The sequence below is a fragment of the Arthrobacter gengyunqii genome, from assembly GCF_023022985.1.
GTDB lineage: Bacteria > Actinomycetota > Actinomycetes > Actinomycetales > Micrococcaceae > Arthrobacter_B > Arthrobacter_B gengyunqii.
The window spans coordinates 1,292,999-1,319,610 of sequence record NZ_CP095461.1; the positions used below are offsets into that span (position 1 = coordinate 1,292,999).

At 65.7% G+C, this 26,612-nt stretch carries 26 protein-coding genes and 2 pseudogenes; 20 read left to right on the forward strand and 8 right to left on the reverse strand.

Annotated elements, in window-relative coordinates; genetic code table 11:
• The first annotated feature begins 43 nt into the window (after positions 1-43).
• The 4 genes from MUG94_RS05875 to dapF all read left to right on the forward strand — a co-directional run bounded on the left by MUG94_RS05875 (position 44) and on the right by dapF (position 4,620).
• Positions 44-970, forward strand: coding sequence for an aggregation-promoting factor C-terminal-like domain-containing protein (locus MUG94_RS05875; RefSeq protein ID WP_227908175.1), 927 nt, complete (start codon positions 44-46; stop codon positions 968-970).
• A 219-nt stretch (positions 971-1,189) separates the two neighbouring features.
• The gene (gene miaB / locus MUG94_RS05880; protein WP_227908176.1) at positions 1,190-2,737 is read left to right on the forward strand and encodes a tRNA (N6-isopentenyl adenosine(37)-C2)-methylthiotransferase MiaB; all 1,548 of its coding nucleotides are present in this window, start codon (positions 1,190-1,192) and stop codon (positions 2,735-2,737) included.
• 15 nt (positions 2,738-2,752) lie between these two features.
• Complete coding sequence (gene miaA, locus MUG94_RS05885; protein ID WP_227908177.1) at positions 2,753-3,673, forward strand: tRNA (adenosine(37)-N6)-dimethylallyltransferase MiaA; 921 nt, start codon at positions 2,753-2,755, stop codon at positions 3,671-3,673.
• A complete protein-coding gene (gene dapF, locus MUG94_RS05890) occupies positions 3,670-4,620 on the forward strand; it encodes a diaminopimelate epimerase (protein ID WP_227908178.1) in 951 nt (316 codons plus the stop codon). Before miaA ends, dapF begins: the two co-directional genes overlap by 4 nt.
• A 102-nt stretch (positions 4,621-4,722) precedes the next feature.
• Here dapF and MUG94_RS05895 read toward each other — a convergent pair whose 3' ends face one another.
• The gene (locus MUG94_RS05895; protein ID WP_227891186.1) at positions 4,723-5,343 is read right to left on the reverse strand and encodes a class I SAM-dependent methyltransferase; all 621 of its coding nucleotides are present in this window, start codon (positions 5,341-5,343) and stop codon (positions 4,723-4,725) included.
• Positions 5,344-5,463: 120 nt separating this feature from the next.
• Between MUG94_RS05895 and hflX the strand changes: the two genes are divergently transcribed.
• Both hflX and MUG94_RS05905 read left to right on the forward strand, forming a co-directional pair.
• Positions 5,464-7,032: a GTPase HflX gene (hflX, locus tag MUG94_RS05900; protein WP_227891185.1), complete on the forward strand. Its 1,569-nt coding sequence runs from the start codon at positions 5,464-5,466 to the stop codon at positions 7,030-7,032.
• Entirely contained in the window at positions 7,025-9,085 is a 2,061-nt protein-coding gene (locus tag MUG94_RS05905) for an ATP-dependent DNA helicase (RefSeq protein ID WP_227908179.1), read from the forward strand. The genes hflX and MUG94_RS05905 overlap by 8 nt, the downstream gene beginning before the upstream one ends.
• A 68-nt stretch (positions 9,086-9,153) precedes the next feature.
• On the opposite strand, the gene MUG94_RS17200 is transcribed toward MUG94_RS05905, so the two are convergent.
• Both MUG94_RS17200 and lexA read right to left on the reverse strand, forming a co-directional pair.
• Entirely contained in the window at positions 9,154-9,288 is a 135-nt protein-coding gene (locus MUG94_RS17200; RefSeq protein WP_269438469.1) for a hypothetical protein, read from the reverse strand.
• 380 nt (positions 9,289-9,668) lie between these two features.
• Positions 9,669-10,412, reverse strand: a complete 744-nt coding sequence (gene lexA / locus MUG94_RS05910; RefSeq protein WP_423724388.1) for a transcriptional repressor LexA — start codon at positions 10,410-10,412, stop codon at positions 9,669-9,671.
• A 526-nt stretch (positions 10,413-10,938) separates the two neighbouring features.
• Here lexA and MUG94_RS05915 point away from each other — a divergent pair.
• The 8 genes from MUG94_RS05915 to MUG94_RS05950 all read left to right on the forward strand — a co-directional run bounded on the left by MUG94_RS05915 (position 10,939) and on the right by MUG94_RS05950 (position 17,214).
• Positions 10,939-11,451 carry a LysM peptidoglycan-binding domain-containing protein gene (locus tag MUG94_RS05915; protein ID WP_227908181.1) on the forward strand — a complete coding sequence of 171 codons (513 nt, stop codon included), beginning with the start codon at positions 10,939-10,941 and terminating at the stop codon, positions 11,449-11,451.
• 152 nt (positions 11,452-11,603) lie between these two features.
• Positions 11,604-12,713: a histidinol-phosphate transaminase gene (locus tag MUG94_RS05920; RefSeq protein WP_227891181.1), complete on the forward strand. Its 1,110-nt coding sequence runs from the start codon at positions 11,604-11,606 to the stop codon at positions 12,711-12,713.
• A gap of 114 nt (positions 12,714-12,827) precedes the next feature.
• Positions 12,828-13,445: an imidazoleglycerol-phosphate dehydratase HisB gene (hisB, locus tag MUG94_RS05925; protein WP_227891180.1), complete on the forward strand. Its 618-nt coding sequence runs from the start codon at positions 12,828-12,830 to the stop codon at positions 13,443-13,445.
• The gene (gene hisH, locus MUG94_RS05930; RefSeq protein WP_227891179.1) at positions 13,442-14,077 is read left to right on the forward strand and encodes an imidazole glycerol phosphate synthase subunit HisH; all 636 of its coding nucleotides are present in this window, start codon (positions 13,442-13,444) and stop codon (positions 14,075-14,077) included. The genes hisB and hisH overlap by 4 nt, the downstream gene beginning before the upstream one ends.
• Positions 14,078-14,081: 4 nt before the next feature.
• Complete coding sequence (locus tag MUG94_RS05935) at positions 14,082-14,240, forward strand: hypothetical protein (RefSeq protein WP_227891178.1); 159 nt, start codon at positions 14,082-14,084, stop codon at positions 14,238-14,240.
• A 39-nt stretch (positions 14,241-14,279) separates the two neighbouring features.
• Positions 14,280-15,029, forward strand: a complete 750-nt coding sequence (priA, locus tag MUG94_RS05940; protein WP_227891177.1) for a bifunctional 1-(5-phosphoribosyl)-5-((5-phosphoribosylamino)methylideneamino)imidazole-4-carboxamide isomerase/phosphoribosylanthranilate isomerase PriA — start codon at positions 14,280-14,282, stop codon at positions 15,027-15,029.
• Between the two features lie 5 nt (positions 15,030-15,034).
• Positions 15,035-15,883: an SseB family protein gene (locus MUG94_RS05945; RefSeq protein WP_227908182.1), complete on the forward strand. Its 849-nt coding sequence runs from the start codon at positions 15,035-15,037 to the stop codon at positions 15,881-15,883.
• Between the two features lie 35 nt (positions 15,884-15,918).
• Positions 15,919-17,214, forward strand: coding sequence for an MFS transporter (locus MUG94_RS05950; RefSeq protein WP_227891175.1), 1,296 nt, complete (start codon positions 15,919-15,921; stop codon positions 17,212-17,214).
• Here MUG94_RS05950 and MUG94_RS05955 read toward each other — a convergent pair whose 3' ends face one another.
• From MUG94_RS05955 to MUG94_RS05965, 3 genes are all read right to left on the reverse strand, one after another.
• Positions 17,215-17,748, reverse strand: coding sequence for a GNAT family N-acetyltransferase (locus MUG94_RS05955; protein WP_227908183.1), 534 nt, complete (start codon positions 17,746-17,748; stop codon positions 17,215-17,217). It abuts the gene before it with no gap.
• Between the two features lie 107 nt (positions 17,749-17,855).
• Positions 17,856-18,539, reverse strand: coding sequence for a DnaJ family domain-containing protein (locus MUG94_RS05960; RefSeq protein WP_227908184.1), 684 nt, complete (start codon positions 18,537-18,539; stop codon positions 17,856-17,858).
• A 177-nt stretch (positions 18,540-18,716) separates the two neighbouring features.
• Entirely contained in the window at positions 18,717-19,145 is a 429-nt protein-coding gene (locus tag MUG94_RS05965) for a DUF1844 domain-containing protein (protein WP_227891172.1), read from the reverse strand.
• 400 nt (positions 19,146-19,545) lie between these two features.
• On the opposite strand from MUG94_RS05965, the gene infC reads away from it, so the two are divergent.
• From infC to MUG94_RS05990, 5 genes and pseudogenes are all read left to right on the forward strand, one after another.
• Complete coding sequence (gene infC / locus MUG94_RS05970) at positions 19,546-20,556, forward strand: translation initiation factor IF-3 (protein WP_247098840.1); 1,011 nt, start codon at positions 19,546-19,548, stop codon at positions 20,554-20,556.
• 111 nt (positions 20,557-20,667) lie between these two features.
• The gene (rpmI, locus tag MUG94_RS05975; RefSeq protein ID WP_104055427.1) at positions 20,668-20,862 is read left to right on the forward strand and encodes a 50S ribosomal protein L35; all 195 of its coding nucleotides are present in this window, start codon (positions 20,668-20,670) and stop codon (positions 20,860-20,862) included.
• A gap of 120 nt (positions 20,863-20,982) precedes the next feature.
• Positions 20,983-21,630 carry a 50S ribosomal protein L20, sunset domain variant gene (gene rplT / locus MUG94_RS05980; RefSeq protein ID WP_227891171.1) on the forward strand — a complete coding sequence of 216 codons (648 nt, stop codon included), beginning with the start codon at positions 20,983-20,985 and terminating at the stop codon, positions 21,628-21,630.
• A gap of 20 nt (positions 21,631-21,650) precedes the next feature.
• Positions 21,651-22,580: a TrmH family RNA methyltransferase gene (locus tag MUG94_RS05985; protein WP_423724385.1), complete on the forward strand. Its 930-nt coding sequence runs from the start codon at positions 21,651-21,653 to the stop codon at positions 22,578-22,580.
• Between the two features lie 178 nt (positions 22,581-22,758).
• A pseudogene (locus tag MUG94_RS05990) lies at positions 22,759-23,717 on the forward strand (cation diffusion facilitator family transporter).
• Here MUG94_RS05990 and MUG94_RS05995 read toward each other — a convergent pair.
• Positions 23,623-24,867: an MFS transporter gene (locus tag MUG94_RS05995; protein WP_227908186.1), complete on the reverse strand. Its 1,245-nt coding sequence runs from the start codon at positions 24,865-24,867 to the stop codon at positions 23,623-23,625. The pseudogene MUG94_RS05990 and the gene MUG94_RS05995 overlap by 95 nt on opposite strands.
• Positions 24,868-25,069: 202 nt before the next feature.
• Between MUG94_RS05995 and MUG94_RS06000 the strand changes: the two genes are divergently transcribed.
• Complete coding sequence (locus tag MUG94_RS06000; protein ID WP_227908212.1) at positions 25,070-25,498, forward strand: (deoxy)nucleoside triphosphate pyrophosphohydrolase; 429 nt, start codon at positions 25,070-25,072, stop codon at positions 25,496-25,498.
• Between the two features lie 31 nt (positions 25,499-25,529).
• Here MUG94_RS06000 and MUG94_RS06005 read toward each other — a convergent pair.
• A pseudogene (locus MUG94_RS06005) lies at positions 25,530-26,599 on the reverse strand (Rv2578c family radical SAM protein).
• Positions 26,600-26,612 lie beyond the last annotated feature (13 nt).

A 26,612-nucleotide genomic window follows, 5' to 3' on the forward strand; every position in this document is an offset into this window, starting at 1 on the left:
ATTGAGATGCTGCTCCAGAGTGGGTCTGTACGGTCTCGGTTCTATGACTTCCCTCCACACAGATGCCCTCGGCAACGAAGACACCCACGGCGACAGCCCGGAATCCGAAGAGATCCCCGGAAGGCGCGAGCTCACCCAGGAACGCCGGCAGTCCCGGCGGACCCGCAAACTCCGCATCGGCGCTGTCGCTGTTGCCGGCGGACTGGCCTTTTTTGGCATTGCCGGAGCATCCGTGCAGAACGAGACGCTGCGCGCCAGCCTCGTCAGCCTGACCTCACCCACGGCTGAAGCGGACACCGCCGGCAGCTCTCCGGCCGACGACGACGACGCCTCGGCGGCCGGCGACGCTTCCGATCAGGAGGCGCAGGAGAAGGACGCCGCCGCCGATGAGGCGAAGAAGGCCGAGGAAGCCAATGCCGCGGAGGAAGCCAAGGCAGCTGAGGAAAAGTCAGCGGCGGATGCGCAAGCCGCAGCCGAAGCCAAGGCAGCTGAGGATGCCAAAGCTGCGGAGGCAGCAGCTGCGGAGGCGGCAGCTGCCGCGGAGCAGGCCCGCCTGGCCGCCGAGCAGGAAGCCGCTGCACAGGCAGCTGCTGCAGCCCAGGCAACCGAGGCCCGTGCCGCCGAAGAAGCTGCCGCCGCGGCAGCAGCGTCGGTTCCCATGGATGATCCCGCAGGGGCGAAGGCCTACGCCGCGTCAGCGCTTGCCGGCCACGGATGGGCCGCCTCGGAAATGACCTGCCTCAACACACTGTGGGAGAAGGAATCCAACTGGATGACCAGTGCCACCAATGCCAGCAGCGGAGCCTACGGCATTGTCCAGTCACTGCCCGCTGAGAAGATGGCATCATCGGGACCTGACTACCTCACCAGCTACAAGACCCAGATCAACTGGGGACTGGGATACATCGAATCCCGGTACGGCAGCCCCTGCTCGGCCCTGAACTTCCACTACGCCAACAACTGGTACTAAACCCGGCTAAGCCCCACCCTGGAATCCCTCCGCTTTGGGAATTCCCTCCGGTTCGCAATGACAGGAATTTCCCAGACCGGATAATTTTTCCCAAAGCGGAGGGATTCGGCAGCCAAACCGAGCGCTCGGCCTTGAACTTCCACTGCGCCAGCAACTGGTACCAAACCCGGCTGACTGCCGGCGCCTCCTTCTGCGGTCTGCGGCAGGTACCCTAGGACTGTGAGTTTGACAGTTTCTTCCCGCACATCTTCCCCGACAACTTCTCCCGCTCCGGCGGAGCATCAGGAGCAGCCCCGCACCTACCAGGTGCGGACCTTCGGCTGCCAGATGAATGTCCACGATTCCGAGCGCATCTCCGGGCTGTTGGAAAACGCCGGCTACGTTCCCGCAGCGGGCGAGGACGCCGACGTCGTCGTCTTTAACACCTGCGCGGTGCGTGAGAACGCGGACAACAAGCTGTACGGAAACCTGGGCATGCTGGCCCATGTGAAGGAAACCCGGCCGGGCATGCAGATTGCCGTGGGCGGGTGCCTGGCGCAGAAGGACCGCGACACCATCCAGCGCAAGGCGCCGTGGGTGGACGCCGTGTTCGGCACCCACAACATCGGCTCGCTCCCGGCCCTGCTGGAACGGGCCCGGCACAATGACGAAGCGCAGCTGGAAATCCTGGAATCCCTGGACGTTTTTCCGTCCACGCTGCCCACCAAACGCGACTCGGTCTACGCAGGCTGGGTCTCGATCTCCGTCGGCTGCAACAACACCTGCACGTTCTGCATTGTCCCCTCCCTGCGCGGCAAGGAGCGGGATCGCCGTCCCGGCGAGATTCTCGCCGAGATCCAGGCCCTGGTGGACGACGGCGCCATTGAGGTGACGCTGCTGGGCCAGAACGTCAATTCGTATGGCGTGGAATTCGGGGACCGCGGGGCGTTCGCCAAGCTGCTCCGGGCCTGCGGCTCCATCGAGGGGCTGGAACGGGTGCGCTTCACCAGCCCGCATCCGGCCGCCTTCACCCAGGACGTCATCGACGCCATGGCGGAAACGCCCAACGTCATGCCGCAGCTGCACATGCCGCTGCAGTCCGGCTCCGACAAGGTCCTCAAGGACATGCGCCGGTCCTACCGGTCCAAGAAGTTCCTCGGGATCCTGGACAGCGTCCGTGAGCGCATGCCGCATGCCGCCATCTCCACCGACATCATTGTGGGCTTCCCGGGCGAGACGGAAGAGGACTTCGCCGCAACGCTCGACGTCGTGGAACAGTCCCGCTTCGCCACGGCCTTTACTTTCCAGTACTCCAAGCGTCCCGGCACTCCTGCCGCAGACCTGCCGGACCAGCTGCCCAAGGCAGTGGTCCAGGAACGCTTTGAACGGCTGACCGCTCTCCAGGACCGCATCGCCGCCGAGGAGAACGCCAAGCAGGTGGGCACCACGGTGGAAGTGATGGTGACTGCCGGGTCCGGCCGCAAGTCCGAAGAAACAGGACGCCTCTCGGGCCGCTCCCGTGACCAGCGCCTGGTGCACTTCTCGGTCCCCGAAGGCTGCGAGGTGCCCCGCCCCGGAGACCTCGTCACCGTCCCGGTCACGTCTGCAGCCGCTTTCCACCTCGTGTCCGATCCCGCCACTGCTGCGGACTATTCCCTGCGCCGCTCGCGTGCCGGAGATGCCTGGGACCGTTCGCAGGCGGAATCCTGCGGTGTTCCCGCTGCGGGCACCGCCGGCGGCAAAGCCGGTGTCTCCCTGGGGATGCCCACGCTGCCCCCGCGCTCCTAACGCAGCGGTGCACCTGTGACAACAGCGCAGACCGCACATCCGCGTCCGGTGATTGCCGTCGTCGGCCCCACCGGATCCGGCAAGTCAGACCTGGGCGTTTCGCTGGCCCTAAAACTGGGCGGGGAAGTGATCAATGCTGACGCGATGCAGTTCTACCGCGGAATGGACATCGGCACCGCGAAGATCAGTGGAGAAGAGCGCCGAGGGGTGCCGCACCACCTCCTGGACATCATGGAGGTCACCGAAGAAGCCAGCGTGTCAGCGTTCCAAGCCTCCGCGCGTGCCCTGATCACGGAAATCCAGGACCGGGGCAGGTACCCGATCCTGGTGGGCGGCTCCGGCCTTTATGTCCGCGCGGCGCTCGATGTGCTGGAATTCCCCGGCACCGATCCGGTGGTGCGCGCCGGCCTGGAACGGGAACTGGAGGAGCTGGGCCTCGAGGCCCTGCGCGCCCGGCTGCGCGAGGTGGACCCGGTCTCCGCTGACCGTCTGGGCGACGGCCGCCGGGTGGTGCGCGCCCTGGAAGTCCAGCAGCTGACCGGCCGGCCGTTCAGTTCCTTCATGCCCTCCCGCGAGTACTTTCAGCCGGCCATCCAGCTGGGCCTGAGCGTCGAGCGCCCCGTCCTGCACAGGCGGCTGGCCGCCCGCGTGGACCGGATGGTGGAACAGGGACTGCTGGAGGAAGTGCAAGCCCTGGCGGCCCGCGGGCTGCGCGAGGGGCGTACCGCCGGAAGAGCCCTGGGCTATTCGCAGTTCCTGCGGGTGCTCGACGGCGAATCAAGCGTTGCCGAAGCCGCCGAACAAACGGTGGTGGCCACCCGTCAGTTTGCCCGCCGCCAGCTGACCTGGTTCCGCGCCGACCCGCGCATCACCTGGCTGGACTGGGATGATCCCGAACTGACCGCCAAGGCTGCCGCCGCTATCCTTGAACAGTGAACACAACACTCTCTGCTGCCCTGTCCGCTTCCGGCTTGCCCGCTTCCCTGGCCGGCCTTCCCTTCGCCAAAGGCCACGGCACCGGCAACGATTTTGTCCTGGTGGCCGACCCCGACGGCGGACGCGAGGTCAGCGCCGCTGAAGTGGCTGCAGTGTGCGACCGGCACCGGGGCATCGGAGCCGACGGGTTCATCCGGGCTGTGCGCTCGGAGCACCTGCCCGAAGGCCAGGCACTGTTGCAGAGCGATCCCGCGGCGGAATGGTTCATGGACTACCGCAACGCGGACGGCAGCATCTCCGAGATGTGCGGCAACGGGGTTCGGGTCTTCGTGCACTTCCTGCTGGCCGAAGGGCTGGTAAGCCTGGCCGAAGGGGAAACCCTGGTCATTGGCACCCGTGCCGGGCTCAAAACCGTTGCACGCGTGGACAAGGGGTACGCCGTGGACATGGGCCCCTGGGAGTTCATCCACCCCGACCATGCCGCTGCAAAGGCCATGGACGCCGTCGTCAACGCCGCCGGGCTGGAAGTGCCGCGGCCCGGCCTCTCCGTCAGCATGGGAAACCCGCACACCGTGGTGGCCCTGGCGGAACTGTCCGAGCTGGCGGCCACCAGCCTGGTTGCGGCACCCACCGTGCAGCCCGAGCCGGAGCACGGCACCAACGTGGAATTCGTTGTCCCCGCTGAACCCCTGGTGGAGAACGGCGTTGGACTGCTGACCATGCGCGTCCATGAGCGCGGCGTGGGGGAGACCCTCTCCTGCGGCACGGGAGCCTGCGCCGCCGCCGTCGCCACCCGTTTCTGGGCCGGCCGCGATGCTCCGAACGAGTGGGCTGTCACGGTGCCCGGCGGCGTCGTCGGCGTCCGATTCCTTACCGCTGAAGACGGCCGTGAACACGTGGAGCTCAGCGGCCCCGCGGTCCTGATCGCGCGCGGGACCCTGCTCTAGCCGGCCATAAACCGCCCGCAGGAAGCTGATCCTCAGTCCGGAATAAAGCGCCGCGGGCGGCGGTTCACCCTGTCATGGAATCAAGTACTGACAGATGAGCAGTTAGCTGTCTTCGGGATTTCGGGCAATCTTCAGAACCCGGAACGACTTGGCGGTGCTGTGGCGGGACACCGCGTAGCCGGAACCCAGCTGCTCGGCGATCCACTTCTGCAGCGAATCCGCCCCCAGGTTTTTCTGCACCACAAGCCACGCCGTCCCGTTCGGAGCAAGGCGGGGCAGCCAAAGGAGCAGCAGGGCATGCAGTTCGTCCTTGCCGATGCGGATGGGCGGATTGGACCAGATGGTCTCGAACCGCAGCTCCGGATCGACGTCCTCCGGACGGGAGGCGCTGACATTGTCCAGGCCCAGTGCGGCGGCATTGTCGCGGGTCAGGGCCAGGCACCGTTCGTTGACGTCCACGGCGTAGACGCGGGCTGCGGGGGACTTCAGGGCCATGGTCAGTGCCACCGGCCCCCAGCCGCAGCCAATGTCCAGCAGGTTGCCGGCGGGGGAGGGATCGGGAACTTCGTCCAGGAGGACCACGGTTCCCTTGTCGATGGCGTCGGGGCTGAAGATCCCGCCGGAGGTGGCAAGCGTACGCTCGCGGCCGTCCAGCGTGACATGAAGCGGCCTGCGGACCTCGGGGCCCGAGGGCTGTGAACTGAAGTAATGGTCTGAACCCATAACAAACCAGATTAGTGGGTCTGCGGCAGGCAGCGGAAACCGGATTCAGCGGCGGGAAGATTCCGCCCCCAAATGTCCGTGCACTGACTTACCATGGAGAACACGGCTTATAAGGAGAATATGACGATCAACAATTCCCGTCCTGACACGTCCGGATCCGCCCAGTCCAACACGGAGCTGAGCCCGGAAGACATTCAGGGGGTCATTGACAGAATCCTCGCCAAGGAGAGCGCTGCGGAGGCCAAGGCAGGCGCGCCGGCACCGCGCGGCAGGGCCCAGGCTCTGTCCCGTGAAGACGCGGGGCATTCTGAGCACGACGGCGATCAGGAGGATCTGCGCGAGCGGCACGCACTGCGCCGCGTGGCGGGTCTGTCCACCGAACTCGAGGATGTTACCGAGGTCGAGTACCGGCAGCTGCGCCTGGAACGGGTGGTGCTGGCGGGACTGTGGAGTGAAGGAACGGCGGCCGACGCCGAGAATTCACTGCAGGAACTGGCCGCACTCGCTGAAACGGCGGGGTCCGAGGTTCTGGACGGCGTGATCCAGCGCCGGCTGAAGCCCGATCCGGGCACCTTCCTGGGATCCGGCAAGGCCCAGGAACTCAAGGACATCGTGGCCGCCACCGGCGCTGACACGGTCATCGTGGACAGCGAACTGGCCCCGTCCCAGCGCCGCGGACTGGAAGACATCGTCAAGGTCAAGGTCATTGACCGGACGGCCCTCATCCTGGACATTTTTGCCCAGCACGCCAAGTCCCGCGAGGGCAAGGCCCAGGTGGAACTGGCCCAGCTTGAGTACCTGCTCCCGCGCCTGCGCGGCTGGGGCGAATCCATGTCCCGCCAGGCCGGCGGCCAGGTGGGCAGCGCAAGCGCCGGCATGGGTTCACGTGGTCCCGGTGAAACCAAGATTGAGCTGGACCGGCGGAAAATCCGCACCCGGATGGCGAAACTGCGGCGCGAAATCGCCGGCATGAAACCCGCACGCGAAACCAAGCGGGCCAACCGCCAGCGCAACCAGGTTCCGTCGGTGGCCATCGCCGGATACACCAACGCGGGCAAGTCATCGCTGCTTAACCGCCTCACGGACGCCGGAGTCCTCGTGGAGAACGCCCTGTTCGCCACTCTGGACCCCACCATCCGCAAGGCACAGACCGAAGACGGTATCGGGTACACCCTGGCGGACACCGTCGGGTTTGTCCGGTCCCTGCCGACGCAGCTGGTGGAGGCATTCCGGTCCACGCTGGAAGAAGTGGCAGACGCCGATCTGATCCTGCACGTCGTTGATGCTTCGCACCCGGACCCGGAGGGCCAGATCGCCGCAGTGCGAACCGTGCTGACGGACGTCGATGCCCGCAACATTCCGGAAATCGTTGTCCTGAACAAGGCCGATGCAGCGGATCCGTTTGTCCTGGAACGGCTGCGGCAGAAAGAACGCCGCCATGTTGTGGTCTCCGCCCGGACCGGTGAAGGCATCGAGGAACTCCTGCAAGCCATCTCAGAAGGGATTCCCCGCCCCGCGGTGGACCTGACGTTGATGGTTCCCTACGACCGTGGAGACGTGGTGTCACGGCTGCACAGTCCTGACACCGAGATCCTCTCCGTGGATCACTCTGAAACGGGAACCAAGCTGCACGTCATGGTCCGCGAAGGCCTGGCTGCTGAACTGGAGCCGTTCGTCACCCATGAGTAAAGACACCACCGGCGAAGTCCTGGAACTGCTGGACACCGCCGTTGCAGGCATGGGCGGACAAAACCGCCCCGGCCAGCATGAAATGGCCCGCCAGGTCACCCAGGCCATTGACGAGGGGCAGCACCTGCTGGTTCAGGCCGGCACCGGCACCGGCAAGTCGCTGGCCTATCTGGTGCCGCTGATTCACCATGCGCTGGAGAGCCCCAAGCCCACGCTGGTCTCCACGGCCACGCTGGCTTTGCAGTCCCAGATTGTGGGCCGGGACCTGCCCCGGCTGCTGAAAACCCTCAAGCCCAAGCTGCCGCGGGAAGTGGATGTTGCACTGCTCAAGGGGCGCAGCAACTATGTCTGCCTGCACAAGACCGGCGGGGGATTTCCTGAAGAGGAGGATCCCGCCGGTGCCCTGTTCACGCTCGGGGATGACCACGGCGTGGCCCATCCCTCGCCCGCTCCCACGTCGGCCATGGGCCGCGAAGTGGTGCGGCTGCGCGAGTGGGCGGAGGAAACCGAAACCGGTGACCGTGACGACCTCGTTCCCGGCGTCAGCGACCGGTCCTGGCGGCAGGTTTCAGTGACCTCCATGGAGTGCCTCGGCGCTCAGAAATGTCCGATGGCGGCCGAGTGCTTCAGCGAACGCGCACGCGCCCAGGCTGCGGTGGCCGACGTCGTGATCACCAACCACGCCATGTTGGCGATTGCCGCCTTCGAAGGACTGGCGGTGCTGCCGGACTATGACGTGGTGGTGATCGACGAAGCCCACGAGCTGCAGGACCGCGTCACCGGTGCCGTCACCGGGCAGCTGTCCGGCACGGTGGTGACAGCCGCCGTCGCGGCTGCGCGCAAGCACACCTCCGCCAGCGTGGAGGAGCTAGCCTCCGCGGCACGCGCCTTCGAGCAGTCCCTGGAGGGCGTTCCATCCGGGCTGCTGGCCAGCGGGCTGAACGAAGAGCAGGAACAGGCGGTGGGCCGCATTCGCGAGGCCTGCCGTGTGGCACTCTCGGACTCCAAGCCTGAACCCGGAGAAACGGCCGACGGCGGACGCCAGACAGCACGCTCCCGGCTCATGGCGGTCCTCACCATCTGCGAGCGGCTCATCTCCGCTCCGTCGGCCGGCGAAGTGATCTGGGCATCCCGCCCCAGCTCCTTCTCGCCGTCGGGCGGTTTTTCACCGCCCGACGAGACCGCACCGGCCACCTTGAATGTTGCCCCCCTGTCGGTGGCCGGACGCCTTCGCGAGGGATTGTTCGACGGGCACACCGTGGTCCTGACCTCGGCCACCCTGGCCATCGGCTCCGAATTTGGCCCGGTGGCCGGTGCCTTGGGCCTGCTCGGTCCCGGTGCTCCGTCCTGGACTGGAACCGACGTCGGAAGCCCCTTCGACTATCCGCGCCAGGGCGTCCTGTACGTGGCGAAGGACCTGCCCAAGCCGGAGCGCGGCACCTCCGAAGCCCAGCTGGATGAGATTGAAGCGCTGCTCAAGGCATCAAACGGCGGGGCACTGGGCTTGTTTTCCTCGCGCCGGGCCGCTGAAGACGCCGCCGATGCCATGCGGAGCCGGGTTGACTTCCCGATCCTGTGCCAGGGGGAGTCCTCCATGTCCTCCCTCGTGAAGCAGTTCTCCGAGGAACCGGACACCTGTCTCTTTGGCACAATGTCCCTCTGGCAGGGCGTGGACGTTCCCGGTGCCGCCTGCCGGCTTGTGCTGATCGACCGCATTCCGTTTCCACGCCCGGACGATCCGTTGATGACGGCACGCACCCGCGCAGTGGCCAAGGCCGGAGGCAACGGCTTCATGTCCGTTGCTGCGACCCATGCTGCCGTTCGGCTGGCCCAGGGTGCCGGGCGGCTCATCCGTGCCGCGGGGGACCGCGGGGTGGTTGCCGTTCTGGACTCCCGGCTGGCGACAGCCCGCTACGGCGGTTTCCTGCGGGCCGCGCTGCCGCCGTTCTGGTCCACCACTGACCGCACAGTGGTTCTCTCGGTGCTGGGTCGTCTCGCTGAACAGTCCGAGGAGGAAGAGCGTTCGAACGGTAAGCAGCGTTCGCGGAAGTAGGGGCGCAACCCTGCCCGTAGGCCTCGAATGGGTGGGCTGGAAAACGCAGAGGTCCAGTCGCCGTCGGTTCAGATTGCCGCGGCGGCCGGACCTGACGGCGCCAACGGGTACGGCTCCTGCTCGCCGCCGTTGACGACCACGCAGGGGGCTTCGGGTACTTCCTGCCACGCGCCGTGCAGGTCCCCCCAGGGCTCGGAGACCACCAGCCGGGAGTCGTTCGAGAGTTTATTGAGCAGCGCATTCGCCGGGTACAGGGCTTGGAGGGCGAAATGTCCCTGCTGGTGAAAAGGGACCGCGACTTGCCCTCGCTGGAGTAGCGGAACGCCGAGATCGTGTCTCCGTCGGTGCCTGCGACCGTCATCTGGAGGGGTAGGGAACGTCATCCAACCGGATGGGGGAACCTGAATAGGCTAGCCATCGACACATGTCGTCTCCTGGCGCCGGAGTTCCTCACCGCGACGCAGCCGGTCCACCCAACGGTCCCCGGAACCGTCCCAACGCCAGGCGACCGCACAACGAGGATAAGTTCTACGCGTACAGGCTGCCTTTTGCCACCCGGCCTGCGCCGCCGGGCGGACCTTCGCTACAGCGAACGCATGACTGAAACAACCTTGCCCATGATCACGGCGTGATCGCCAACGATCGGCTCGTACCGGGTGTTCTGGGGCAGCAGCCATGTGTGGCCGTTACGCTGGCGGAAGGTTTTGACCGTAGCCTCGTCGTCGAGCAGGGCAGCCACTATGTCGCCGTTCTCCGCCGTAGGCTGGCGGCGGACAACCACCCAGTCGCCGTCGCAGATGGCCGCATCCACCATGGAGTCGCCGGAGACCTTCAGCATGAAGAGGTCTCCGTGTCCCACCAGCTGGCGGGGCAGCGGCATGATGTCCTCGACAACCTGTTCCGCGAGGATGGGACCGCCGGCAGCGATGCGGCCAACCAGGGGCACCATGGCGGTGTCAACGGAAGTGGCAAGCTCGGTTACCGATGCCAGTGCCGGGGCAGGCTCTGCTCCCTCGTCCTGCCGGACAGTGCTGCCGCCCGCAGCCGCGGAGACGGCTGGACCGTTGCCGGCCGCGTGGTTGCGGGCGGTCCCGGAGCCGGGACGTCCCGAGTCGCCTTCTCCGGCACCGGAGGTTCCGTCGCGCAGCATCAGGGGAATGAGGATCTCCATGGCGCGCGGGCGCTTCGGATCACGCCGGATGTAGCCAAGCTTTTCCAGCTGCATGAGCTGGTGGGTCACGCTGGACAGGCTGGCCAATCCCACGGTGTCACCGATTTCGCGCATGGTGGGCGGGTAGCCGTTGGTGCTCACGGACCGCTGAATCATTTCCAGGACGGTCTTCTGCCTCGGAGTAAGCCCCTTGGCACGCGCACGGGTGCCTGCGGCAGCTGGTTTGTTGGTGCTGTCTTCGGAAGCAGTCCTGCGGGCCACGTCGGGTTCCCTTCGGGTCAGCTGGTCCCGGCGGTGCCGGGGCTGGGCGGTAAACATCTGATCAGGTGAATGCCGGGACGGTACTGGCTGCGAAAGCCGTTCCGGCGGTTATGTCAGAGGCAGCTGATTCAGTGGTCCTGTTGAACCGCTCCGATGCCTGGACTCCGGGGGTCGATCCGACAGAACCGTTTAGTGGCTCCCTCTTGTCCTCAACGTTAATCGAGCGGAGCAGGGTTTTCAAACATTTGTTCGAGCGAGTCTCGACTTTATTAGTAAATAGGTGCTAGAAATAGGTCAGCAGGAATCGAACATACTTTCGACCTCCGTCCTTCGTAAGGGTCGGGGTCGGTCGATTAGCTTCCAATCGTTCGAACATCGTTTCGGGTATTTGCCCGTGACATCGAACCGGAAAGGTGTTGCAATGACAACCCAAACAGTCCCGCCCGCCCAGAAAGCTTCATCGCTCGACTCAAGCACGCTCGACTCAAGCACGCTCCTCCAGGCGCGTGTTCCAGCGCAAAGCGCAGTCCACGGTGCAACCCAGGACACTGCTTCGGCCCCCAATGCCCCAGCTGCCCGGACGGGTTCTCCGCTGCAGGCAGAGTCTCCGGTGCCGGTGAAGCCGCAAGCACTGCGACTGACGCGCCGGGGTCGGCTGGTTTTCATAGGTGTGCCGCTGATGCTGGCCGCCGCCGCGGCGCTCACTGTGCTGGGCTTCTTTACCGCTCCCGCCATGGCTTCCAATGGGGGGCCGGAGGTGACCCAAACGGTGCAGGTCAGCGTTGCTGCGGGAGACTCCCTGTGGGGTCTGGCGCATGAGTTCGCCCCGGATCGTGACCCCCGGGACGTCATGGACGACATCATGGAACTCAACAACCTGACGGATCCCCGACTCGCTGTCGGCGCCCAGCTGTACATTCCCATCGAACGCTGACATCCCCGCGTTTGTCCGCTGAAACAGCGATGACCGCAGCAGGTCCAGCAGCTGCAACAAGCAACAACTGCAACAACAACAACACTGCGTAACAAGACGGACCAGCCAGTGCGGATTCTTCCCGCTCAGCGTTCGAGACTTAAGCTGTACAGGTGACTGAACAGCTGGCGAGACTGAACCGACTTCCCCTGCGCGATGACCTCCGCGGCCTGACGCCTTACGGCGCGCCGCAGCTGGACGTGCCCATCCTGCTCAACGTCAACGAGAACACGCATGGATTGCCCGTGTCGGTGCGCGAGGCGATCGCAGCATCCGTGGAGCAGGCCGTGGCTGGCCTGAACCGCTACCCGGACCGTGAATTCACCGAACTGCGGGAGCGCCTTGCTGCCTACCTCGGCCACGGCCTCACGGCCGAAAACATCTGGGCAGGCAACGGTTCCAATGAGGTCCTGCAGCAGATCCTCCAGGCCTTCGGTGGCCCGGGGCGCACAGCCATGAGCTTTCCTCCCACCTATTCCATGTATCCGCTGCTCGCCAGCGGAACCGGCACCCGCTACGTCACGGGAACCCGGGACTCCGACTTCGGGCTCACTGCGGAGGCGGCCGCGGAGCAGGTTCGCGCCCAGGCACCGAACATCGTCTTCCTTTGCACTCCGAACAATCCCACGGGCACGGCGCTCTCCCTTGATGTCATCGAGGCGGTCTATGACGCGGGAGCCGCCTCGCAGGCCATTGTGATCGTGGATGAGGCCTACGGCGAGTTCTTCCATGCCGGCACGCCCAGCGCGCTGCAACTGCTGCCCGGACGCGAACGCCTGATCGTTTCAAGGACCATGAGCAAAGCCTTCGCGCTCGCCGGAGCGCGGGTTGGCTATCTGGCCGCCGCCCCCGAGGTCACTGACGCCCTGCGTCTGGTCCGGCTGCCGTACCACCTTTCTGCCATCACGCAGGCTACGGCCAATGCAGCACTGGAACACGCGGACGCTCTGCTCGCCAACGTGGAAGCCATTAAGGTTCAACGCGACCGCATCGTCTCCGAACTGCTGGCCCTGGGCCTGAAGCCGGCCGCCTCTGATGCTAACTTCGTCTTCTTTGGCGGGCTGGAGAATCCCCGCGCTGTCTGGGAAGGCCTGCTCGAGGCAGGTGTGCTGGTGCGCGACGTCGGCATTCCCGGACATTTGCGTGTCACCGCAGGCACGGAACCCGAGACCGGAGCCTTCCTCGCGCGGCTGCGGGAGCTGCTGGCAGGCGGCGTCCGGTAATCGGGCGCCCGCCACCGCGTCGCCCCCGTCGCCCCTGCCTGCGCACACCGGGCCGGGCCGTCATTGGCAGCCACTAAACTGATAGCAGAGACCACCTTCTTTCAAAGGAAAACCATGACTGTGGAGACCACCACCGGCCGCACGGCCCGCCTCGAACGGGTCACCAGCGAATCGTCAGTGGTTGTGGAGCTGGACCTGGACGGAAGCGGCCAGTCCAATATCAGCACTTCGGTGCCGTTCTACGACCACATGCTGACGGCCCTGGCCAAGCACTCCCTGATGGATCTCACGGTCCAGGCAACCGGTGACACCCATATCGACGTCCACCACACCGTCGAGGACATTGCCATCAGCATCGGCGAGGCGCTGAAGACGGCGCTGGGTAACAAGGCAGGCATCCGGCGCTTCGGCGAGGCCACCGTTCCGCTTGATGAGGCGCTGGCCAACGCGGTCGTGGATATTTCCGGCAGGCCCTACCTCGTGCACACGGGTGAACCTGCAGGCCAGGAGTACCACCTGATCGGCGGGCACTTCACCGGCTCGCTTACCCGCCACGTCTTCGAAGCGATCACGTTGCACGCCCAGATCTGCCTGCACATGACCGTCCTCGGAGGACGGGACCCGCACCACATCGTGGAAGCCCAGTTCAAGGCTTTCGCCCGGGCACTGCGTGCTGCCGTGGAACCGGATCCCCGCGTCGACGGCATCCCGTCCACCAAGGGAGCCCTATGAGCCGCAACGTGACAGTCCTGGACTACGGCTCCGGGAACATCCGATCCGCCGTCCGCGCACTGGAACACGTCGGAGCCAACGTCACCCTGAGCTCCAAATCCACGGATGTCCTGAACGCCGACGGGCTGCTGGTGCCCGGCGTTGGCGCGTTCGCCGCGGTCATGCAGGGCCTGAAAGAGGTTGACGCGCTGCGCCTGATCGGCCGCCGCATTGCCGGCGGACGTCCCGTGATGGGGATCTGCGTGGGCCTCCAGGTCCTGTTCGACGAGGGCGTGGAGCACGGCGTGCGGACTCCGGGAATGGGGGAGTGGCCCGGAGTCGTGGAGCGTTTGGACGCCGAAGTGGTGCCGCACATGGGCTGGAACACCGTGCAGCCGCCTGAAGGCTCCAAGCTGTTCGCAGGCATTGAGGACGAACGGTTCTATTTTGTGCACAGCTACGGCGTGCAGAAATGGGACTTCGACGTTACCCAGCCCGCCATGCGCGCACCCGCTGTCACCTGGGCCGAGCACGGGAGCCGCTTCATCGCGGCCGTGGAGAACGGTCCGCTGACGGCTACGCAGTTCCATCCTGAAAAGTCCGGTGACGCCGGTGCGGCGCTGCTGGAAAACTGGCTGAAGACGCTGGGTTAGGGCTATGTGGAGCGTCATCTTGATGGGCCTGGCCGGAATTCTGAGCGGCGGCGCCATTTCCTTCCGCCGACAGGGCATGTCCAAAATCATCACCGTTAGTTTTTGGGTCCTTGCGGGAATGTCCCTGCTCGGCGCCTACCTCTTGATCGACAGCAGCGTCTGACCCTCCGCCGCTGCCGGAATTCCCACGGAAAGCAGAACCATGTCACTTGTTGAAACACCCGTCCTTGAGCTCCTGCCCGCCGTGGACGTAGCCGACGGCCAGGCCGTCCGCCTGGTCCAGGGTGAGGCCGGGAGCGAAACCAGCTACGGCGACCCGCTCGATGCAGCTATGGCCTGGCAGAACGACGGCGCCGCCTGGGTCCATCTGGTGGACCTGGACGCTGCCTTCGGCCGCGGTTCCAACCTGCCGCTGCTCAAGCGCGTGGTGGACCAGCTGGACATCAAGGTGGAGCTGTCCGGCGGCATCCGCGACGACGCCTCCCTGGACATGGCCCTGGAACTGGGAGCCAGCCGGGTCAACCTCGGCACGGCCGCCCTGGAAAACCCGGAATGGACGGCCAGCGCGATTGCCCGCTACGGCGAGGCGATCGCCGTCGGCCTCGATGTCCGCGGCACCACCCTGGCCGCCCGCGGCTGGACCAAGGAAGGCGGGGACCTCTGGGAGGTCCTGGCCCGCCTGGAAGACGCCGGCTGCCCGCGCTATGTGGTCACCGACGTCACCAAGGACGGAACCCTGCGCGGACCCAACCTCGAGCTGCTGCGCGAGGTGCTGCAGCGCACCGACCGTCCCGTGGTCGCCTCCGGCGGCATCTCGTCCCTGGATGACCTGGCCGCTCTGCGCGAACTTGTTCCGCTCGGCCTCGAGGGCACGATCGTGGGCAAGGCCCTTTACGCCGGGGCCTTCACCCTGCCGCAGGCCTTCGACGTCGCCGGCCACCCGGAGCGCTAGGATCCATGGCTGAACGCGCCCTTCCCGGCCACATTGCCGCCGCCCTTGCCGGGGCAGGCGGCCCGGCCGACTCCGCCGGCCAGTCCTGGGCCGGCCGGGACCTGTCCGGCGACGGCAACCCGCTGCACAATTTCGACGCCGACGATGGCAGTGCCGATGCCGGCTACCTGACCGCGCTGGCCGCCCTGGAAGAGGGCAGCGGGACTGAAGCGCAGGTGGTGGCCACGCTGGCCACCGCCCGCGTGTTCGTTCCCATCGTCGCCACCCTGGCCGAGGAGGCGGAATCAGACCACGGGCTGGTTGCGGACAAAGAAGCCGACATGGCGCTGGTCACGCTCACGGCCCCTGACGGACGCAAGGCCCTGCCGGTGTTTACGTCCGTGCCTGCGTTGCAGAAGTGGCATCCGAAGGCCCGTCCGGTCGCCGTGTATGCCGCACGTGCTGCGCTCTCGGCCGTGTCGGAGGAGGCCCAGCTGCTGGTGGTGGATCCCGGTGCGGACATCACGTTTGTGGTGCGCCGTCCGGCCATGTGGGCGCTCGCCCAGCAGCGGGACTGGACGCCGTCGTACGCTGATCCGGAAGTGGCCCGGGCAGTGTCCGCGGCAGTCGACGTCGAACCGTCCGTTACAGGTGTGGAGCTCGTCCAGGGGCCGGGGACGGCGACCCGTTCGGCGCGCGGGTCAGTCATCGCCGGAGGCGGTGCCGGTCCTGAGCTTAGAATGGTTCTTCACCTGGCACCGGGACTGGATGCACAGGCGGTGCAGGGCATCGCCGGATTGCTGCAGCAACGCCTCGCTGCCGATCCTTTATTTGTTGAGCGCGTGGATTCACTGGAACTGAAAATCACGCGCTGACCCGTTGGGCGGGGGACCGCCGGAAGAGAAGTGCCGTGAATTTTGCCTCCTACGGGGAGCTGCTCCGTGTTGCCCCGATCCGCCGGCTGCTGCTGGTGGGAATGATTGCCCGGTTCCCGCACTCAGCGGCCGGAGTGCTGCTGACCCTGCACGTGGTGATGACCATGGACATGGGGTATGCCAAGGCCGGCGCCGTTGCCGCCGTGGTCACGGTGGGCATCGCCTTCGGTGCCCCGTGGCGCGGCCGCCGGGTGGACAATGTGGGGCTGCGCCGGGCACTGATTCCTTCCGTCATCTCCGAGGCGGTCATCTGGTCCATTGCGCCGCACGCCAGCTATGAGTGGCTGCTGGTGCTGGCGCTGATCGGCGGCGTCTTTACGCTCCCCGTCTTCAGCGTGGTCCGGCAGTCCCTGGGCGTGATGGCAACGGGAGAGCAGCGCCGGACGGCCTTTGCCCTGGATTCCATCGCCACCGAGCTCGTCTTCATGGGCGGACCGGCACTTGGCGCCATCCTTGCCACCTCACTGTCCTCCGTGGTGGGACTGACCCTGGTGGGTATTTCGACATCGCTCGCCGGCCTGCTCCTGATCTGGTTCAACCCGCCCACGCGTTCCGAAAACCCCCGAGACGCAGCCACTGAAGCTCAGGAGCGGGAGGCCGCCAACGCCGCCGTGGTGGCCGCAGCTCCAGCCCACTTGGCGGAGGCATCCTCGGAGCTTCAGCCGCTGGCAGTGCTGAGCCGCCGGGACCGGCTGCGCTCCGGCTTCTCCTGGTTCACGCTCAGCGTGGCCGTGGTTTTTGCCGTTGCTGTTGGTGCAGGACTGCTGCTGGCCAGTTCCGACGTCGGCATGGTGGCCCTGGTGGAGTCCTCCGGGAACCCCCAGGAAGTGGGGATCGTCTTCGCTGTCTGGTGTGCCGCGTCAGTGGTGGGCGGGCTGATCTACGGGGCAATGCGCCGACGGATTTCGCCCTTGCTGCTCCTGCTGGCAATGGCCGTCCTCACCCTTCCCATGGCTTTGGCCACGGACACCATCAGCCTGGCGCTGCTGTCCATTCCGGCCGGGCTGCTGTGCGCTCCGGTGCTGTCCTCCGCTTCCGAACGTGTCGCCGATCTGGTGTCCGAAGAACGCCGGGGCGAAGCGATGGGCTGGTACGGGTCCGCGCTGACCTCCGGCACGGCACTCGGAGCTCCGCTGGCCGGTGCCGCGATCGACTTCGTGGGTCCCTGGGCAGGCTTTGCCTTCGCCGGGGTGTCCGCATCCCTGCTGGTGCTCGCCACGTTGACTGTGCGCTGGTTCAGCCGCCGGGGATCGCGTCTTCCAGCGGCCTGATCAGGGATCGGATTGGACGCGGGCGTAGAGAGCAACATCCAGGCGCGCCTTACCAACCGGCAGCGCTGAGCGCAGGACTCCTTCCAAGGCGAAACCGAGACGCTCGGGCACCGCTGCGCTCTTTCGGTTTTCGGCTGCTGTCCTAATCTCGACGCGCTTCACGCCGACTGAGTCTGCATGCTCCAGCAGCGCCCGGCAGGCACGGGACACGGCGCCTCTGCCTTCGAAGCCCGCGTCGACCCAATAGCCCAGCTCCGCGGTTTTCAGGTAGGAGTTGAGCCGCAGGGACACGGCGCCGATCAGCGAATCCCCACAAATGATTACGGCGGGAAGTACCGTTCCGGCAACGAAGTCCGCAAGCTGTGCGCGGGTGAAATCCACCGACCCCGACAGTGTCTGTGCCTCATGAGCCCAGGGTTCCCAGGCTTGGAGCCGGTCCAGGTTTCGAAGCGTCAACTGATGCATCTCCTCGGCCGTGTCCATGGTGCGCAGTCCTAGGGAAAAGCCGCCGCCGATGTCATGGATAAATTGCATGAGGTACATTCTGCCGCGTGGGCCGGTGGACGGAGCGGAGATTTCCCTAGCGTGTCCACCGCCGGCTTGAGCGAATCCAGCCGCGCCTGTGCCGGTGCGTTCAGAGGTCAGACATTGCCCTGCGGGCCGGGCAACCGGGCACGCAACCGTTCGCCCATACGGCGCACCCAGCTGCGGAGGCCGGACTGCTGCGCCTTGCCCGCGACTGCGCTTTCGTCGGCTTCTACAAATCGGACTACGGAGCCCTCCTCGGTCGTGCCTGCGCGCATTCCGCGCCGAGCCCGCCACCCGAGCACCTCTTCGTCAACGTTCCGGAGCTTGGTGATGACGGGAGGCCCGCCCTGCAACTGGCGCCGCGCATCGATGACCCGGAGGTTGAAATCCTCCACGGCATCGCGCACCTGCCGCTCCGACGGCAATTCGTCCAGCCGCCCTTCGAAGTTCTTGTCTTCCACCCGAAGCAGCAGGGCGGGAGGCCCCAAGCCGCTGATGTTTTCCCGTTTGATCAGCCGCTTGATCCACCAGTCCGGATCGGGATCATCGAGTCCGGGAATGGGTTTTCCGGCATATCGGAGGTTATCGAACTCGCCGCGGTTCATAGCGTCCCGGATGAGGTAGTCCGCCTTCTGTGCCTCGCTGATCCTGCGCTTTTTCTGCTGCGCTTCCTCGGATTCGGAGGCACCCAAACCCTCGGGCAGCTTGTAGCCAGCCGGTTCGGCGGTTCCGGCGGCCTTGAGCCGTGCCGCCCGTTCCAGCCTTTTCCGATAAGCCTCTGCACCGCGGCCAGCCATTGCGCCTTACCGCCTCCCGATCAACGTCCCCTCAAGGCTACGCAACCGGAACAGGCAGGGAAAGCGGACTCGTCCCGGCCGATGCGGACGCGGATGCCCATGCGGACGCGGATATGGAAAAGCCCGGTGGGCCCGCCGCGTACGGCGGGCCCACCGGGCTCAGGGGAAACGGAAGAACTAGTTGACGGGACCGGTGAACTTTTCGCCCGGACCCTTGCCCGGAGCGTCCTGGAGTTCGGAGGCCTCACGGAAAGCCAGCTGCAGCGAACGCAGTCCGTCGCGCAACGGACCGGCGTGCTGGCTGCCAATCTCGGGTGCCGCAGCGGTCACAAAACCGGCCAGGGCGGTGATCAGCTTGCGGGCCTCGTCGAGGTCCTTCAGCTCTTCGGCGTCGTCGCCGTCCGCCAAGCCGCACTTGACGGCGGCGGCGCTCATCAGGTGCACTGCGGCGGTGGTGATGACTTCAATAGCGGGAACCTCGGCGATGTCGCGCATCTGGGCCGCCACTTCCTGCTCTTCAGCGGACGGGGCGTGCACCTCTTCCGTGGTTCCGGGGAAGGAATGGCGGGTGTGCTCGCCCGCCGGGTTGCTCTGTGGGGTACTCATACTGGTAAGCTTGTCACAGACCGACTGGTTGTCGTTACTTTCAGCGCCTTTGCAGGCACCGCTCTTCACGGAGCGGATGTTGACTGTCTCGCATCAGCCAGTATGCAAGCGGAGACTCCTCCCACCCGCGTCAGCCTGAATCTTCAGTCCACGTGCCTTAGGGCGCCTGTGCAGAAGCAGAGTTGCCGGGTATGGTCGGCCCCCGGTGGTGGGTCCAGGCATTGCCTGGCCAGCCAATCCGGGAGGTTGCTGCTGATGCGGCACCCGCCGACCCCTCGAGGCCTCCGATTGCGCGTGCAATTGGGGGCCTTCTTCAGTTGCAGGCGGTAGCCGTTTTGAATTAAACAGGAGCTGCAACATTAGCGAGCCAAGAATCAATGATCGAATCCGCGTCCCTGAGGTGCGGCTGGTAGGACCGGCTGGAGAGCAAGTTGGGGTTGTCCGTATCGAAGACGCCCTGCGTCTGGCAGCCGAATCCGACCTGGATCTTGTTGAGGTGGCACCGCAGGCTAAGCCTCCGGTGTGCAAACTAATGGACTTCGGCAAGTACAAGTACGAAGCCGCTGTCAAGGCCCGTGAGGCACGCAAGAACCAGACGAACACCGTCCTGAAGGAAATCCGGTTCCGTCTGAAGATTGACACCCACGACTACGAAACCAAGCGCGGGCACGCCATGCGCTTCCTCGCAGCCGGTGACAAGGTCAAGGCCATGATCCAGTTCCGCGGCCGCGAACAGCAGCGTCCGGAAATGGGCATGAAGCTGCTGAACAAGTTCGCAGCCGACGTCGCCGAGGTGGGTGTGGTTGAGTCCACCCCGCGCATCGACGGCCGCAACATGGTTATGGTTATCGGCCCGCTGAAGAACAAGGCTGAGGCCAAGGCCGAAGCCCGCCGCGCTACGCAGCGTGCCGACGCCAAGGCAGCCAATGAAGCAGCCAAGAACGGCGAGGCTCCTGCTCGTGTGGACACTTCCGCTGAGAACAAGGCGCCGCTGACGCAGAGCCTGGCGGATCTTCTGCCGGATGGCCTGCGTCTTGGTTCCTCCGCTGCCGAAGCCGACAAGGCCCGCGCAGAGAAGGAAAAGGCTGACAAGGAAATGGCCGAAAAGCGGGCACAGGCTGCAGCTGAAAAAGCTGCTTCCGATGCACGCCGTGCGGCGCAGGCTGCCAAGGCTCCGGCTCCCCAGCCAGCCGCTGAAGCACCTGCAGCACCAGCAGCTCCGGCTGCCGCCCCGGCCGAGTCCAAGCCCGCACCGGCCCCCAAGCCGGCAGCAGTGCCCAAGCCCACGGCCATGAAGCCCGCACCGAGGCCTGCCGCCCGGCCCAAGCCTGCAACTGCTTCCAAACCTGCTGGCAAGGCTGCTCCTTCACGGGGCGCAGCAAGCCAGAACAAGCCCGGAACTGCGGAGTAAAGTCTCAGCTTTTCCCGCAGGACGTCCCGGCGTCCAGTAACCCCTGGCACCTGCAAAGGTGCCCAAAGCCCCGCGGGCCAGTCCCGCGGAAACCAAAGGAGATCGGTAGTCATGCCGAAGATGAAGACCCACAGTGGCGCCAAGAAGCGCTTCAAGCTGACCGGTACCGGCAAGCTCAAGCGCCAGCAGGCCAACCGCCGCCACTACCTCGAGCACAAGCCGTCCACGCTGACGCGCCGCCTCGCCAGTGACAAGCTTGTTGCCCCGGCAGACGCCAAGGTCATCAAGAAGATGCTGGGCATCTAGTTCTTCCCCCTCGACAGGCGGCCCGTTTGGGCTGCCGTCACCCCACCAAGCTTTCCCGGGCCTGAAGACCAGGCCGAGCACTCAGCCGTGCACGGGAGATTTATCTAAAGGAGTACGCACGTGGCACGTGTGAAGCGGGCGGTAAACGCCCACAAGAAGCGTCGGGTTATTCTCGAGCGCGCCAAGGGTTACCGCGGACAGCGTTCACGCCTGGTCCGCAAGGCCAAAGAGCAGCTGCTGCACTCGTTTGTGTACAGCTACGGCGACCGCCGCAAGCGCAAGGGTGACTTCCGTCGCCTGTGGATCCAGCGCATCAATGCTGCATCCCGCGCCAACGGCCTGACCTACAACCGTCTGATCCAGGGTCTGAAGGCCGCTGAGATCCAGGTTGACCGCCGCATGCTGGCTGAACTGGCCGTCAACGACGCAGCCGCTTTCGCCACGCTGGTGCAGATCGCCAAGAACGCCCTGCCCTCCGACACCTCCGCTCCGGCCGTTGCCGCTGCTCCGGCTGCAAAGGCCGCTCCGGTTGCCTCCAAGCCCGCTGCTGCTGTTGCCGACGCCAAGGGTGGCTTCAAGGCTTCCGAGGGCGATGCCCCCGAGGGCTTTGTCATCAAGGGCAACCTGGGCTCCGGCAAGTACCACGTTCCGGGTTCCACCTGGTACGAGCAGACTGTAGCCGAGTACTGGTTCAACTCCGTCGAAGCAGCCAAGGCTGCCGGCCTGGAGCCTGCTGGCGGAGAATCCCGCCAGAAGTTCCAGGGCTAGAAATCGGTTATTAGCCGATCATGAGTATCGATGGGCGCCCGCCGGCTCCGCTAATGTCCAACCCCCGAGCAGATCGGGTCAGGGATGTAGCGAAGCTGGCCGGGCGCCCAGCGCGTTTAAAGACCGGCCGCTTTGTGGCCGAAGGGCCGCAGTCCGTCCGTGAGGCGCTGCTGTCGCACCGGGCCGACGTCGAAAGCGGCGGCACCGGCGTCGTGCTGGAAGTGTTCGCTACGGATGCCTGCCTGGACCGGCTGCCCGAACTGGCTGAACTGGCCACTGATGTGCCCCTGCGCATGGCTACCGACGAAGTCATCGGCGCTATGGCCACCACCATTTCGCCGCAGGGCATCGTTGCGGTGTGCCGCATCGCTGAGTATGACCTTGATGATGTGCTCTCCTCCGGCGCTCGGCTGATCGCCGTCATGTGCGAAGTCCGCGATCCCGGTAACGCCGGAACGATCCTGCGCGCCGCTGATTCCGCCGGCGCTGATGCAGTGGTGCTGACGGCCTCCAGCGTGGACATCCACAACCCCAAAGCCGTGCGTTCCACCGCCGGCTCGCTGTTCCATCTGCCGGTGGTCACCGGCGTCGACTTTGATTTCCTCATGTCTGCCTTCCGCGCCCACGGCCTGACCGTTTTGGCTGCGGACGGTTACGGCAATGTGGACCTTGACCGGCTGCAGGACGAGAGCGCCTTCCGCCGCCTGGCTCCGCAGCAGGCCCAGGCCGACGACGACGAGGGCGCCGCTGCACCCGGATCTTCCCAGCCGCGCCTGGAAAACCCCACGGCCTGGCTTTTCGGCAACGAGGCGCAGGGTTTGTCCGACGGCCAGCTCGCTGACGCCGACTACCGCGTAGCGGTGCCCGTGTACGGCCGCGCCGAGAGCCTGAACGTGGGAACTGCCGCGACCGTGTGCCTGTACGCTTCGGCGCGTGCCCAAAACCGCTGAAGCCTTCCCGTATCTCGCTGAGTCCCGTCCAGTATCTCGCTGAGGCCTTCCCGTATTTGTTGTGTGCTCCGGACTCTCCTGGAGCTGGCGGCAACTGATCAGTACCCTGCGAACGGTAAAGTGAGCCCACGATGATTCCCCGCGACGGGGCCATCACACCTGCGAAACGGGTTCCATCATGTCTGCCAGCGGCGGTAACAAGGCGGTGGTTGCGGCTTTGTCCGCGAACCTCGCCATTGCAGTCCTTAAATTCGTGGCGTTCGCCTTGACGCGATCTTCCTCCATGCTTGCCGAAGCGATCCACTCCGTGGCGGACTCCGGCAACCAGGTGCTGCTGCTGGTGGGCGGCAAACGCGCCGCCCACCAGGCGAGCCCGGAGCATCCCTTCGGGTACGCCGCGAGCGGTACATCTACGCGTTCATCGTCTCCATAGTCCTGTTCAGCGTGGGCGGCCTCTTTGCCCTCTACGAGGCATACTCCAAATAGCAGCACCCCCACCCGATTGAAGGACAGTGGTGGTGGGTGCCGCTGGCCGTTCTGGTGGGTGCCATCCTTGCCGAGGGTTTCTCCTTCCGGACCGCCATGCGCGAATCCAACCGCACCCGGGGCAAGAAGTCCTGGACCGAGTTTGTCCGCACGGCCAAGGCCCCGGAGTTGCCCGTGGTACTGCTCGAGGACTTCGGCGCATTGCTGGGGCTTCTCTTTGCGCTCTTCGGCGTCGGCATGACCCTGATCACCGGGAACGGTGTCTGGGATGCAGCCGGGACGGCCATGATCGGCCTTTTGCTCGTGGCCATCGCGGCAGTGCTGGCCGTGGAAACCAAGTCGCTGCTGCTGGGTGAATCGGCGACTGCGGGCGACGTGCGCAGCATCGAGGAAGCGATCACCGCCGACGGCACGCGGATCATCCACCTGAAGACCCTGCACCTGGGTCCGGAGGAGTTGCTGGTGGCCGCGAAGCTTTCCGTGGACGAGTGCGAGACAGGAGAGCACATCGCTCAAGCCATCAACGCAGCCGAAGAACGGATCCGGGCGGCAGTGCCTATCGCACGGGTGATTTACCTGGAACCGGACGTGTATGCGCCGCGTCAGCCCCGGCAGGTTCCTTCTGACCCTTCCGGTCCAGCAGGCCACTGAACAGGGCGATGCCCAGTCCCATCAAGGCCAGGACGGCTCCGACGATGGCGGGGGAGCGGTAGCCCCAGCCCCAGGCGATGACGAGTCCGCCCAGGAGTGCACCGAGGGCGTTGGCCATGTTCAGGGCGGAGTGGGTCAGGGACGACGCCAGGGACTGTGCGTCGGGGGATACATCGAGCAGACGCGTCTGCAGCGGCGGAACCAGCATGGAACCGATGGTTCCGACCAGGAAAACCAGGGCGAGTGCACCGGCCTTGTACTGCACCAGCCACGCATATGACGCCAGAATGAGGACGGTGCCGGCCAAGATCCCGTAGATGCTGCCCATGACGTTGCGGTCCGCGAGCCGGCCGCCGGCAATGTTCCCCACCACGTTGCCCAGACCGTACAGCCCAACAATCAATGGCAGCAGACCGGTATCAAAGCCGGCAACATGGGTCATGGTCGGCGAGATGTAGGCGTAGACCGCGAAGAACCCGCCGAAGCCCACCGTGCCCACCAGCAGGGCCAGCCACACCTGGACCCGGCGCAGGGCGCCAAGTTCGCGGCGGATGCTGGCGCCCGGAAGCGTCGCCTGGTGCGGTACGAAGCGCACCATCAGGATGACCGTGAGCAGTCCTATCAATCCCACCAGGACGAACATCCAGCGCCATCCGGCCTGTTGTCCCAGCCAGGTGGCAAACGGAACGCCGACGACGTTGGCAATGCTCAGTCCGAGCATCACCATCGATATGGCGCGGGCACGGCGGGTGGGAGCGACCAGGGATGCGGCGATGACCGCGGCGACGCCGAAGAAGGCTCCGTGCGGCAGGCCGGAGACGAAACGGCTGACCAGGAGCCAGTGGTAATCCGGGGCAAAGAACGAGGACAGGTTTCCGACGGCGAAAACCATCATCAGCCCCACTGCCAGTTTCTTCCGGGGCATTCGGGCGCCCAGGGCCGCCAGGACCGGAGCGCCAATCACCACGCCCAGGGCGTAAGCGGAGATGACGTGGCCGCCGGCCGGCACGGAAATGCCCAGATCGGTGACCATCTCCTGGAGCAGGCCCATGATCGCGAATTCGGTGGTGCCGATGGCAAATCCACCCACGGCGAGGGCGAAGATGGCCAGGGACGCCCGCTTGGCATTGAGCGCGGGTGCTGAAGACATTGAACTCTTTCGGAAAGGATGCGGTTTAAGAGCATTGCCGCCGCCCGGAGGTGGAAAGCGGGCCACGAGAACGAAACAGTGAAGGTGGGGAAGGACGCGCAGTGCACCGGGCCGATGGCCTCCGGGTGCTGGGCGGGAGTCCCGCAACAGCGCTGTCAGGGCAAGCTTAGTCCAGGGCGGCCCGTAGACTCGATCCGTGGATATTTCGGAACTCAAACAAGTTGTCGGTGCCGCTGTGGTGGACAGTCTGGCCGCTCCCACGAAACTGCTGGCCGCCCGGCGCACCGCACCGGAGCAGTATGCCGGAATGTGGGAGTTTCCCGGCGGGAAAGTGGAGCCGGGGGAAACCTGCGAGGAAGGCCTGCACCGGGAGCTGGACGAGGAACTGGGGATCCGGGTTCGGCTCGGCGCGGAGGTGCGCGGACCCGGTCCACAGGGGTGGCCGTTGAATGCGAAGGCTGCGATGCGGGTGTGGCTCGCCGAGGTCACCGAAGGAACTCCGGCTCCGCTCGAGGATCACGATGAGCTGCGGTGGGTTGCGCTTGATCCTGAGAAGTTGGATGCCCTGGCCTGGATTCCGGCTGACCTGCCGATCGTTGGCGCCATGCTGGAGACCGTGCGTTCCTCATAGGCTGTGCAGACCCCCAGCAGATGTGCACCCCTCAGAAGAGGGGTAGTTCTGCCTGCCCCGGCATTCCCGCTGCGCCGACTTCGCCGCCCTCTCCGGCGGCACGGGTGGGCGGGCCGGCTTCAGATGCCGCGCTGCCCCGCACGGGGAGAAACTGAGCCTTGGCAGTGAAGCCGTGTTTTTTCCGAAAGAACTGCACCCGGCCGGCCAGCCACTGCCGGTATTCCTTGGAGGCATAGGTTCCGCCGCCGTAAAGCCTGGCGTACTTGCCGCTCAGATGGGGGTAGTCGCGGGCGATGAATCCGAGGAACCATTCACGGGCACCGGGCCGCAGATGCAGTGCTCCGGCAGTGACCCCGGTGGCGCCCGCTGCGGCCAGCGCACCGAACAGGGCGTCGAGGGATTCGTCGCCGTCGGTTAGCCAGGGCAGGATGGGCATGGCCATCACGGAGCATGGAAGTCCGGCGTCGCGCAGCCTGCTGATCAGGTCCAGCCGGCTTTGGGTGCTGGGGTGCCCGGCTCCACCCGGTGGGCCAAATCCGGATCCAGCAATGCCAGGGAAATGCCCATGCCAATCTCGGTGTCCCGGCCGGCGCTTTTCAGTAGGGGAATGTCCCGTGCCAGCAGGGTGCCCTTGGTCAGGATGGAGAACGGCGTTCCTGAAGCTGCCAGCGCCTTGATGATGTCCGGCATGAGCCGATAGCGGCCCTCGGCCCGCTGATAGGGATCGGTGTTGGTTCCCATCGCCACATGCTCCCGCTGCCAGGACGGCCGTGCCAGGTCCCGGCGCAGGACCTCGGCAATGTTGGTTTTGACCACCAATTGGCTGTCGAAATCAAGTCCGCTGTCCAGGTCCAGATAGGTGTGTGTCTTCCGTGCGAAGCAGTAGACGCAGGCGTGGCTGCAGCCCCGGTAGGGGTTGATGGTCCAGCCGAACGGCATGCCGGAGGTTTTACCGACCTTGTTGAGGGCGGATTTGGCGATGACCTCGTGGAAGGTGATGCCGGCAAATTCAGGGGTCTTCACGCTGCGCACCACGCCCTGGAGTGCGAGGAGTGCGTCCTCGGCACCCGCGGCCTTGGGTTCCTGCGCTTGCCATCTCATGACCACTATTAGA